Genomic DNA, 10958 nt, shown 5'->3' with positions numbered 1-10958 from the left:
GACCGCCGCGAAGGCGCCCCGACCGCGTGCCGCCCACCACCGGCGCTGCAGCGCGGGCGCGCTCACTACACCCACCGTCGGGACGCCGTCGTCGAGGAGCGCGATCAGGCTCGCCCACACCGGCACCCCGCGGACGAAGTTCTTGGTGCCGTCGATCGGGTCGATGATCCACTGCCGTCCGCTGAGTGTGGTTGTCCCGCCGAATTCCTCGCCGAGGACGGTGTCGCCGGGCCGGTGCTGCCCGAGCGCGTCGCGCAGGTCGGATTCGACGGCTCGGTCGGCGTCGGTCACCGGGGTCAGGTCCGGTTTGGTCTCGATGCGCAGATCCAGCGCGCCGAACCGGGCACGAGTCACGCGGTCCGCCCGGTCGGCCAGCGTCAGCGCAAACGTCAGATCGTCCTGACTCATGACGCAGTCCTATCACGTCCCTACCATGGGGTTCATGTGGGAATTCGGTGTGCTGATCCTGCTGATCGCGATCCTGTTGACCTTCCTCGCCCCGCGGTTCATCCCGCGCGGCCCACGTGGCGAGCTGGCGAGCGGCACGCTGCTGGTGACGGGCGTCAGCCCGCGTCCCGACGCGATCGGTCAGCAGTTCGTCACCATCGCCGGAGTGATCAACGGCCCCACCGTCAGCGAGCACGCCGTGTATCAGCGCATGGCCGTCGACATCGACCAGTGGCCGACCCCGGGTCAGGTGATGCCCGTCGTATATTCCCCGAAGAATCCGGACAACTGGAAGTTCGCGCCGCCCGATCCGGCCGCCGGGTAGTCCCGCGTCGCAGGGACTTTGAGCTTCGATAGGAGAAACGCATGGCAGGCAAGGAAATCGATCCGATGAGGGCTCGCAGCGCCCTCGAGGTGATCAAGCAGAATCCCGGCATAGTGCTATTCGCGCTATCACCGGCGTTCATCGCGTTGGGTGTCGTCTGGTGGCTCGTCGGGGCTGGGTGGGCGATCTTCGCGGCCATCGTGCTGCTGGTTGTCGGTGCGGTTGGCATCGTCATGAAGCGCTAACGCCCGGTATGCGGTCGTGGTGGGGTTGGGGCACCGTCGAAGATGCGCTCTCCGAGCGTGAGACCGCCCAACTGGTGTCACGGGCCGCTGCGCTACTACCCGGGCATGACCTGAGCGATCATCCGCCACCGGACCCGTCGGCGCTCGGGCCGGCCGGGCCCATGAAGCCGCGGATCGCACCGCCGGCGTCGCTGTCCGCGCTGTGCTCGACCGACCCTACTGACCGTGCTGGGCACGCGCGCGGCAAGGCATTTCGTGACGTCGCCCGCAACCTGCAGGGCCGGCTCGACCACGTCCCCGATCTGATCGTGCGGCCGCGAACCGAGCAGGACATCATCGACGTGCTGGATTGGTGTGTGCGCCAAGGCATCTCGGTGGTCCCCTATGGCGGCGGCAGCTCGGTGACCGGCGGAGTGGAGCCGCGGTTCGACGGTCCCGCGGTCACGATGGATACGACCGCCATGGGTGCGGTGCTCGAGATCGACAGCGTCAGCCGCGCCGCTCGCATCCAGGCGGGCGCGCTCGGGCCCTCGATCGAGGATCAGCTGCGCGCACACGATCTGACGCTGCGGCATTTCCCCCAGTCTTTCGGGTTCTCCACCCTCGGCGGATGGTTGGCCACCCGAGCCGGTGGGCACTTCGCCACGCTCTACACCCATATCGACGACCTGACGGAAGCGCTACGGGTGGTCACGCCGGCCGGGATCAGCGAGTCGCGGCGGCTGCCGGGCTCGGGTGCCGGGCCGTCCCCGGACCGGCTGTTTCTGGGCTCCGAGGGAATCCTGGGCGTCATCACCGAAGCCTGGGTGCGAGTGCAGGACCGCCCGCGGTGGCAGGTCACCGCGTCGGTGGAGTTCGACGATTGGGCCGCCGCGGTCACCGCGACCCGAACGATCGCGCAGGCCGGTCTTTATCCGGCGAATTGCCGGCTGCTGGACCCCGCCGAGGCATTCCTGAATGCCGGTAGCGCGGTCGGTGGCGGCCTGCTGGTGCTGGCTTTCGAATCCGCCGACCACCCGGTGGATCCGTGGCTGGACCGGGCCGTGCAGATCGCGGCCGAACACGGCGGCGTCCTGACCGCGCGGCGTGCTCGCGAATCACCCAGCGGGGCAGCGGAAAACGATCCCGCCGCAAGTTGGCGCTCAACGTTCCTAAGGATGCCGTACCAGCGTGACGCGCTGGCCCGCCGCGGCGTCATCGCCGAGACCTTCGAAACCGCCTGCACCTGGGACAGATTCGACGCCCTGCACGCCGCGGTGATCGCCGCCGCCAGGACCGCGATCGAGAAGGTCTCCGGCGCCGGGGTGGTGACGTGCCGGTTCACCCACGTCTATCCCGACGGCCCTGCCCCGTATTACGGCATCTATGCGGGCGGGCGCTGGGGCTCTCTCGACGCGCAGTGGGACGAGATCAAGGTCGCCGTGTCGGAGGCGCTGAGCGCCGCGGGCGGCAGCATCACGCACCACCATGCGGTCGGGCGCGACCACCGGCCCTGGTATGACCGGCAGCGTCCCGATCCGTTCGTGGTGGCGCTGCGCGCCGCGAAGTCCGCGCTTGATCCGGCGGGGGTTCTCAACCCCGGGGTGTTATTGGACCCGTGATCAGGCGTGTCCGATGCGCAGCAGCTCAGTGATGTTGGGCAGTTTCACGCGCGGGCGCCCGTGCGGTTCACCGGCCGTGCGCTCGAACTCGTCGATGATTCCCCAATGCGCTGAGGTGACCAGTTTCGGCTGGCGGGAGGCCAGCCAGTCGGCCAGCTCGCGGGCGTGGTCCTCCCCGAAATCGGCTAGGTCGGTCGCGCCAGTCAGGTCGGTGATGACCGTGTCGACGGTGTCCTGCGAGTCCTTCTTGTTGGTACCGATCACACCGGTCGGCCCGCGCTTGATCCACCCCACGACGTATTCGTTGCGGCTGCCCTCCACCCGGCCCCCGGTGTGCGGGATCGTCCCGCGTTTGTCGTCGAACGGCAGCCCCGGGGTGGGCACACCGCGGTAGCCGACCGATCTCACGACCAGTTGGGCCGGCAGTTCCTCCCGCTCTCCGGTGTCCTTGGCCGACACCCATCCATTGTCGTCGCTGACCAACTCGTTGCGGCCGAGCACGATGTGCTCCACTTTGCCGTCGCCCTTGATCTCGATCGGGGAAGTCATGAACCGCAACACAATTCGGCGGTGTCCGGGACGCGGTTCGCGTTGCGCGTAGTCGCGCAGCACCTTGATGTTCGTCTTGGTGGTCTTGCCGGCGGCGGCCGCGTCGTCGTCGGTGATGCCCTCCAGCTCCGCCGGATCCACGATCACGTCGACGCCCTCGAGCTCACCCAGCTCGCGCAGCTCCAGCGGAGTGAAGGCCGCCTGCAGCGGGCCGCGGCGGCCAACTATCACCACTTCCTCGACCCCGCACGGACGCAGGCACTCCAGCGCATGATCGGCGATGTCGGTGAGCCCCAGCACCTCGGGATCGGTGACCAGAATGCGCGCCACGTCGATTGCGACATTTCCATTACCCACGACGATCGCGCGGGCGCCCGACAAGTTCGGTGTCTTCTCCTCGAAGTGCGGGTGCGCGTTGTACCAGCCCACGAAATCGACGGCGGAGATGCTGCCGTGCAGATCCTCGCCGGGAATGCCCAGCGCGCGATCGGACTGCGTGCCGACGGCGTAGATCACCGCGTCGTACTGCTCGGCGAGTTCGGGGGCCGCGATGTGCTCGCCCACCGCCACGTTGCCGAAGAACCGGAAGCGCGGGTCTTCGGCGGTCTTTTCGAATTGTTTGCTGATCGACTTGATCTTGGGGTGATCGGGCGCGACTCCGGAGCGCACCAGGCCCCACGGCGTCGGCAGCATCTCCAGCATGTCGACCATCACGTCGATCTCGTCGGTACCGTCGGCCGCCTTGAGCAATGACGCCGCGGCGAAGAATCCCGACGGCCCTGAGCCGACGATGGCAACGTGATACGGACGCATACCTGGGCCCTTCTGTTCGTGCCGGGTGCCAGCAAAGGGCTGTCGCGTGGCGGTCGCCGGTTCACCTGCTGCTTGCTCGATGCTAAACGCTGATGCCGGGCATCCCGGAGCCACCCACCGGCAACCGCCGGTAACGTGGTCGAGCGTGGAACCCGACCGTCAAGCCGACATCGCCGCACTTGACTCCACCCTGACCACGGTGGAGCGGGTGCTCGACATCGACGGACTGCGGAGCCGCATCGAGAAGCTCGAACAGCAGGCCTCCGACCCGAAACTGTGGGACGACCAGGCCAACGCCCAGCGGGTGACCAGCGAGTTGTCGCACACGCAAGGGGAGCTGCGCCGGGTCGAGGACCTGCGGCGGCGCCTCGACGACCTGCCGGTGCTCTACGAGCTGGCGGCCGAGGAGGACGAAGCCGAGGCTCTGGCCGAGGCCGACGCCGAACTCAAGGCGCTGCACTCCGACATCGAGGCCGCCGAGGTGCGCACCCTGCTGTCCGGCGAATACGACGAGCGTGAGGCGCTGGTCACCATCCGTTCCGGCGCGGGCGGCGTGGACGCCGCCGACTGGGCCGAGATGCTGATGCGAATGTATATCCGCTGGGCCGAGCAACACAAGTACGCGGTCGAGGTGTTCGACACGTCCTACGCCGAGGAGGCCGGGATCAAAAGCGCCACGTTCGCGGTGCACGCGCCGTTTGCCTACGGCACGTTGTCCGTCGAACAGGGCACCCACCGGCTGGTCCGGATCAGTCCGTTCGACAACCAGAGCCGACGGCAGACGTCGTTCGCCGAAGTCGAGGTGCTTCCTGTGGTGGAGACCACAGATCACATCGACATTCCGGAGGGCGATTTGCGCGTTGACGTGTACCGCTCCAGCGGGCCGGGCGGCCAGTCGGTGAACACCACAGACTCGGCGGTTCGACTTACCCACATCCCGACCGGTATCGTGGTCACCTGTCAGAACGAAAAGTCGCAATTGCAAAACAAAGTCGCGGCAATGCGGGTTCTGCAAGCAAAGTTGTTGGAGCGCAAGCGTTTAGAAGAACGTGCTGAGCTGGACGCATTAAAGGGGGACGGCGGCAGCTCCTGGGGAAACCAGATGCGCTCCTATGTACTGCATCCGTACCAGATGGTCAAAGATCTGCGCACCGAGTACGAAGTCGGCAATCCGGCGGCCGTTCTGGACGGAGACATCGACGGGTTCCTAGAAGCGGGAATCCGGTGGCGCAACCGAAAAGATGACGATTAACACACACTTTATCGCCATGGCCGGAGCCGGGCACTGGCACGACTTTTGGCGTGGCCAGATCGGCGAATGGATCATCGCCAAGGGTCTGCGGATCGTCATGCTGCTGATCGCGGCGGTCCTGGCGGCCCGCTTCGTCAGCTGGGTCGCACAGCGGGTGACCCGGCGACTCGCCTACGGCGAAGGCGACGTCCTGGTCCAGTCGGAGGCAACCAAGCACCGGCAAGCAGTGGCGTCGGTGATCTCCTGGGTGTCCATCGTGATCATTGCGATCGTCGTAGTTCTGCAGGTCGCCAATGTCCTGCAGTTTTCGGTGGGTGGACTGATAGCGCCGGCCACGGTGCTGGGTGCGGCACTCGGTTTCGGAGCCCAGCAGCTGGTCAAGGACCTGCTCTCCGGCTTCTTCGTGATCGTCGAGAAGCAGTACGGGTTCGGTGACCTGGTTTCGTTGACGGTATCGGGAATCGCCGCTGAGGCCCGCGGCACCGTGGAAAACGTGACGTTGCGCGTGACCAGACTGCGCTCCCCGGATGGTGAACTGTTCACCATTCCCAACGGCCAGGTCGTGAAAACGATCAACCTGTCAAAGGACTGGGCGCGCGCGGTCGTGGATATCCCGGTCTCAACTGCCGCCGACCTGAACATGGTCAACGACGTGTTGCACCAGGAGTGCGAGCATGCGCGCGACGATCAGGCGCTGGGGCCGTTGCTGCTGGACGCCCCCACCGTGATGGGCGTGGAAAGCATCGAAGTTGACACCGTCACCCTGCGCCTGGTGGCCCGCACGCTGCCCGGCAAGCAGTTCGAGGCCGGCCGACAGCTGCGTGTGCTCGTTATTCGTGCGCTGGCGCGTGCCGGCATCGTGACGGCGGCCGACGCGACCATTGGACTCGTCGAGGATCCCGCGGTGCCCGCGGCCCAGACGTCCTTGGCAGCTGACGAGGAGGACGAGGCCGAGAGCGCGGTGCAGCGACGGTGAGCATCGACCCGCACATAACCACGCTCGCAGACACCAAAAACGAGCGGCGACGACGCTGGCCGAGCCACCTATTCGGCGGTCGTGTACGCACGTCGACGCTGGCGTTGATCATCGCATTCATGGGTGTTTGGTGGCTCTACGCCACCTACCGGCCCGAGCCGACCCACAACGAACCGCCGCCCGCCCAGGTGGTCCCGCCCGGGTTTGTGCCCGATCCCAACTACACGTGGGTGCCGCGCAGCCGTGTGCAGCAACCGCCCGACGCTTCCACGCCCAAGCCCACTCCGACGACCACGGCGACGACACCACCGCCTTCACCGACGCCGACGACTACGGCTCCGCCCCCGTTCGTCCTGCCGACGCTGCCCTGCGTTCCGCCCTTCTGTACGCCCACCACAACCCCCGGTGCCCCGGGTTCGGGGCCGTCGCAGCCACCCCAACCGGGGCCCGGTCCGGTGCCGACTTCGGCGCCACCGGCGAGCTGATCGTCGCGGGTCGGCGAAATACACAGCTACACTGGCGTGCCGTGATGATCACCCTGGACCATGTCACCAAGCAGTACAAGTCGTCGGCGCGGCCGGCGCTGGACGACGTCAACGTCAAGATCGACAAGGGTGAGTTCGTCTTCCTGATCGGCCCGTCGGGGTCGGGAAAATCCACCTTCATGCGCCTGCTGCTGGCTGCCGAGTCACCCACGAGCGGGGACGTCCGGGTCTCGAAGTTCCACGTCAACAAGCTGCGCGGCCGTCACGTCCCGAGTCTGCGGCAGGTGATCGGTTGCGTTTTCCAGGACTTTCGGCTGCTGCAGCAAAAGACCGTGTTCGAAAACGTCGCCTTCGCGCTGGAGGTCATCGGCAAGAGGACCGATCAGATCAACCGGGTGGTGCCCGAGGTGCTGGAGACGGTCGGCCTGTCCGGTAAAGCCAACCGGCTGCCGGACGAGCTTTCCGGCGGGGAGCAGCAACGGGTCGCGATCGCCCGCGCGTTTGTCAACCGGCCGCTGGTGCTGCTGGCCGACGAGCCCACCGGCAACCTCGACCCTGACACCAGTAGGGACATCATGGATTTGTTAGAGCGGATCAACCGCACCGGAACCACGGTGCTGATGGCGACACACGACCACCACATCGTCGACTCGATGCGCCAGCGCGTCGTCGAGCTGTCGCTGGGCAGGCTCATCAGGGACGAACAGCGCGGCGTTTACGGAATGGATCGCTAAGTGCGCTTCGGTTTTCTGTTCAATGAGGTCCTGACCGGGCTTCGTCGCAACGTCACCATGACCATCGCGATGATCCTGACCACCGCGATCTCGATCGGTTTGTTCGGTGGCGGTCTGCTGGTGGTCCGATTGGCCGACAACTCCCGAGCCATCTACCTCGACCGTGTCGAAACCCAGGTCTTCCTCACCGACGACGTCTCCGCCAACGACCCGACGTGTTCCGCCGACCCGTGCAAGGCGCTGCGAGACAAGATCGAGGCGCGCCCAGACTTCAAAGCGCTGCGGTTCCTCAACCGTGCGCAGGCCTACGATGACGCAATCCGAAAGTTCCCGCAGTACAAGGACGTTGCCGGAAAGGATTCGTTCCCAGCATCTTTCATTGTCAAGCTGGATAACCCCGAGCAGCACAAGGACTTTGACGCCGCGATGCAGGGTCAGCCCGGGGTGCTCTCCGTGCTCAACCAGAAGGACTTGATCGACCGGCTGTTCGCCGTGCTCGATGGGCTCAGCAACGTCGCGTTCGCCATCGCTGTGGTTCAGGCCGTCGGGGCAATCCTGTTGATTGCCAACATGGTCCAAGTCGCGGCTTATACGCGGCGCACGGAGATCGGCATCATGCGGCTGGTCGGCGCCAGCCGCTGGTACACGCAACTGCCGTTCCTGGTTGAAGCGATGCTGGCGGCCACCGTCGGTGTCGTCATCGCCATCGTGGGCCTGATTTTGGTGCGGGCGATGTTTCTGGAGAGTGCGCTAAACCAGTTCTACCAAGCCAATTTGATCGCCAAGGTCGACTACGCGGACATTCTCTATATCTCTCCGATTCTTTTCCTGCTGGGCGTGGTGATGGCTGGATTGACGGCGTACGGCACGCTCCGCATCTACGTTCGGCGCTAGCTGTGACGGCAGACAAGGCGCGCGGCGGCAGGCAGATCATCGCCTCCAATCGCAAAGCCCGGCATGACTATTCGATCCTGGACGTATTCGAAGCCGGGGTGGTGTTGCTGGGCACCGAAGTGAAAAGCCTACGACAGGGCCATGCCTCCCTTGTCGACGCGTTCGCCACCGTCGACGATGGTGAAGTTTGGCTGCGCAACCTGCACATTCCCGAATATCACCACGGCAGCTGGACAAACCATGAGCCTCGGCGCAACCGAAAGTTGCTGTTACACAAGCGGCAGATCGACACACTGATCGGGAAGACCCGTGACGGCAATCTCGCGCTGGTACCGATGTCGCTGTATTTCTCCGAAGGCAAGGTCAAGGTCGAGCTCGCCCTGGCGCGCGGCAAGAAAGCGCACGACAAGCGTCAGGACATGGCGCGTCGCGACGCGCAGCGCGAAGTGGTGCGCGAACTGGGTCGCCGTGCCAAGGGTATGAACTGATTGGCGCCTTGTTGGTGCGTACTATCCGCCGAGATGCCTCGGGCAGAAGGCGGCGACGCTGATGCCGACGAAGTACCCCGCGGCATAGCTGTCCAGGTTGCTGTTCTGCATCACTTCGGACGCGACGTCGGGCTTCTGCCTGCCGAGATCGAGTTCGTCGCAGACCTCGTGACCCGCGACGATCGCGGCTTGAGGCGACGCGAAGTTGATCCCCTTGGACTTCGCGGCAGCCAGGAACTTGTCGTCGACCGCATCGGCGCGCGCGCTCGGGGTCGCCGCTCCCGCCACGCCGAGCAGCGCGAGCGCGAGGACAAGGCCGGCCAATGTCGGCCGCACGGGGTGGGGCGAGCGCACGTGCGTGGTCGTCATACCTACCCTTCCCGCCGATCGGTCAGACTCACTTCGGACCGGTTAACAGTCGTCGAGTCGCGAGTCTAGTCGGCGCGTCGACGGGCATGCCCTGGCGCGGACTGGACGCCACCCGCGATCAACCTGGAGTTCATGTTCGGCCCGCAAAATGCGTAACCGGCGATGTCCAGCGGTGGCCGTTAATATGCCCTAATGGCTGCGACGGCGACAGCGATTTGGCGAGCTGCGGCCACGCCGCCGGGATCGTCTGATCTGTACGTTCAAAGGAATTGAATTGAGACACAACCGATTTGGAGCCGCGCTCGCGATTTCGACCGCGTGCGCAGTGATGTTGTCGGCGTGCGGCAGCGACCACAACCACAACGCCACCGGCGGAAACGCAACCACGAGCACGTCGTCGGCGAAGGTCGCCTGCGGCGGCAAGCCGACGTTGAAGGCCAGCGGGTCCACGGCCCAGGCAAACGCAATGACTCGGTTTGTCAAAACTTTCGAACAAGCCTGCGCCGGGCAGTCCCTGAATTACACACCCAATGGTTCCGGCGCCGGAATCAGCGAATTTATCGGCAACCTAACCGATTTCGGCGGCTCGGACTCAGCGCTGAGCAAGGACGAGTACGACCGGGCGCAGCAACGGTGTGGTTCGCCGGCGTGGAACCTGCCGACGGTGTTCGGTCCCGTCGCCATTGCCTACAACGTCAACGGGCTTACTTCGTTGACCCTCGACGGTGAGACCGCGGCCAAAATCTTCAACGGCGGCATTACGGTGTGGAACGATCCCGCGATCGCGGCGCTGAACGCAGGTGTGGCGCTGCCTGCGGAGCCCATTCGTGTCGTGTTCCGCAGCGACGAGTCTGGGACTTCGGACAACTTTCAGAGGTATCTGGATACGGCTTCCAATGGCGCCTGGGGCAAGGGTGCCGCAAAGGCGTTCAAGGGCGGAGTGGGTGAGGGCGCCATGGGCAATGACGGCGCCGCGGCTGCCGTCAAAGCCGCCGAGGGGTCGATTACCTACGTCGAATGGTCATTCGCCCAGGCGCAACAGCTGGCCATGGCCAAGATCATCACGTCGGCCGGTCCGGACCCGGTGGCGATCACCGCCGACTCGGTAGGAAAGACGATCTCCTCGGCCTGGTTCACCAAGCAGGACAACGACCTTGCCCTCGACACGATCTCGTTCTACCGACCAAACCAGCCCGGCGCCTATCCGATTGTGCTGGCGACGTACGAGATCGTCTGTTCAAAGTATTCCGACGCGCAGGTGGGTACTGCGGTCAAGGCGTTCCTGCAAAGCACGATCGGCGCCGGTCAGGACGGTCTGGCGGACAACGGATATATTCCCATTCCGGCTGCGTTCAAGTCGCGCTTGTCGGCCGCCGTCAACGCCATCTCGTGATTCCGGCCGTCTGCTATCACCACGGGCCTAATATCCGATCATGGCTGACCGTCCGCTCACCAAAGTCGACAAGTCCGACGTGCTGGTTGGTCTCTTCGGCGTCTGGGACGACATCGACAAATTGTTGGAAGGGCTGCCCGAGGACGACTGGCTTGCGCCGACGTCCTTGCCCGGCTGGGACGTCAAGGCCGTGGTCTCGCACATCATCGGCACCGAGTCCTTCCTCTCCGGCATTGCTCAGCCCGAACCGGACGTCGACGTCAAGGCGCTTGGGCACGTGCGCAACGACATCGGCGTGCTGAACGAATGCTGGGTGCGCCATCTCAGCGGCGAGCCAGGCCCGAGTGTGCTCAAGCGGTTCCGCGAGTTGACTGGCAATCGTCGGGT

At 65.3% G+C, this 10958-nt stretch carries 14 protein-coding genes; 11 read left to right on the top strand and 3 right to left on the bottom strand.

Features of this window, described 5'->3' with window-relative positions:
- Nucleotides 1-408 (bottom strand): inositol monophosphatase family protein (locus JO236_RS03705; RefSeq protein WP_293324897.1); only part of this gene is annotated, 408 nt, incomplete at its 3' end.
- A 34-nt stretch (nt 409-442) separates the two neighbouring features.
- On the opposite strand from JO236_RS03705, the gene JO236_RS03700 reads away from it, so the two are divergent.
- The 3 genes from JO236_RS03700 to JO236_RS03690 are packed head-to-tail and all read left to right on the top strand — an operon-like array spanning nt 443 to nt 2618.
- Nucleotides 443-772 (top strand): hypothetical protein, encoded by a 330-nt coding sequence (locus JO236_RS03700; RefSeq protein WP_416362145.1) that lies wholly within the window; start codon nt 443-445, stop codon nt 770-772.
- A gap of 41 nt (nt 773-813) precedes the next feature.
- Entirely contained in the window at nt 814-1017 is a 204-nt protein-coding gene (locus JO236_RS03695) for a hypothetical protein (RefSeq protein WP_293324894.1), read from the top strand.
- Nucleotides 1018-1025: 8 nt separating this feature from the next.
- Nucleotides 1026-2618 (top strand): FAD-binding oxidoreductase, encoded by a 1593-nt coding sequence (locus tag JO236_RS03690; protein ID WP_293324890.1) that lies wholly within the window; start codon nt 1026-1028, stop codon nt 2616-2618.
- Here JO236_RS03690 and JO236_RS03685 read toward each other — a convergent pair whose 3' ends face one another.
- Nucleotides 2619-3980: an FAD-dependent oxidoreductase gene (locus JO236_RS03685; protein WP_293324887.1), complete on the bottom strand. Its 1362-nt coding sequence runs from the start codon at nt 3978-3980 to the stop codon at nt 2619-2621. It lies immediately after the preceding gene.
- A 145-nt stretch (nt 3981-4125) separates the two neighbouring features.
- Here JO236_RS03685 and prfB point away from each other — a divergent pair, with 145 nt between their 5' ends.
- The 6 genes from prfB to smpB are packed head-to-tail and all read left to right on the top strand — an operon-like array spanning nt 4126 to nt 8809.
- Nucleotides 4126-5232, top strand: coding sequence for a peptide chain release factor 2 (gene prfB / locus JO236_RS03680; protein WP_293324884.1), 1107 nt, complete (start codon nt 4126-4128; stop codon nt 5230-5232).
- Nucleotides 5222-6208 carry a mechanosensitive ion channel family protein gene (locus JO236_RS03675; protein WP_293324881.1) on the top strand — a complete coding sequence of 329 codons (987 nt, stop codon included), beginning with the start codon at nt 5222-5224 and terminating at the stop codon, nt 6206-6208. Before prfB ends, JO236_RS03675 begins: the two co-directional genes overlap by 11 nt.
- The gene (locus JO236_RS03670; RefSeq protein WP_293324878.1) at nt 6205-6693 is read left to right on the top strand and encodes a hypothetical protein; all 489 of its coding nucleotides are present in this window, start codon (nt 6205-6207) and stop codon (nt 6691-6693) included. The genes JO236_RS03675 and JO236_RS03670 overlap by 4 nt, the downstream gene beginning before the upstream one ends.
- Before the next feature lie 44 nt (nt 6694-6737).
- The gene (gene ftsE, locus JO236_RS03665; protein WP_293324900.1) at nt 6738-7427 is read left to right on the top strand and encodes a cell division ATP-binding protein FtsE; all 690 of its coding nucleotides are present in this window, start codon (nt 6738-6740) and stop codon (nt 7425-7427) included.
- Entirely contained in the window at nt 7428-8321 is an 894-nt protein-coding gene (ftsX, locus tag JO236_RS03660; RefSeq protein WP_293324875.1) for a permease-like cell division protein FtsX, read from the top strand. It begins immediately after the preceding gene.
- Nucleotides 8322-8323: 2 nt separating this feature from the next.
- Complete coding sequence (gene smpB, locus JO236_RS03655) at nt 8324-8809, top strand: SsrA-binding protein SmpB (RefSeq protein ID WP_293324872.1); 486 nt, start codon at nt 8324-8326, stop codon at nt 8807-8809.
- A 21-nt stretch (nt 8810-8830) separates the two neighbouring features.
- Here smpB and JO236_RS03650 read toward each other — a convergent pair whose 3' ends face one another.
- Nucleotides 8831-9178, bottom strand: a complete 348-nt coding sequence (locus tag JO236_RS03650) for a DUF732 domain-containing protein (protein ID WP_293324869.1) — start codon at nt 9176-9178, stop codon at nt 8831-8833.
- A gap of 274 nt (nt 9179-9452) precedes the next feature.
- Between JO236_RS03650 and pstS the strand changes: the two genes are divergently transcribed.
- Entirely contained in the window at nt 9453-10571 is a 1119-nt protein-coding gene (gene pstS / locus JO236_RS03645) for a phosphate ABC transporter substrate-binding protein PstS (protein WP_293324866.1), read from the top strand.
- Nucleotides 10572-10611: 40 nt separating this feature from the next.
- Nucleotides 10612-10958 (top strand): maleylpyruvate isomerase family mycothiol-dependent enzyme (locus tag JO236_RS03640; protein ID WP_293324863.1); only part of this gene is annotated, 347 nt, incomplete at its 3' end.

Origin of the sequence: Mycobacterium sp., assembly GCF_019247635.1 — a bacterium.
Taxonomy (GTDB): domain Bacteria; phylum Actinomycetota; class Actinomycetes; order Mycobacteriales; family Mycobacteriaceae; genus Mycobacterium.
This window is presented reverse-complemented; position numbering and strand designations above follow the sequence as displayed.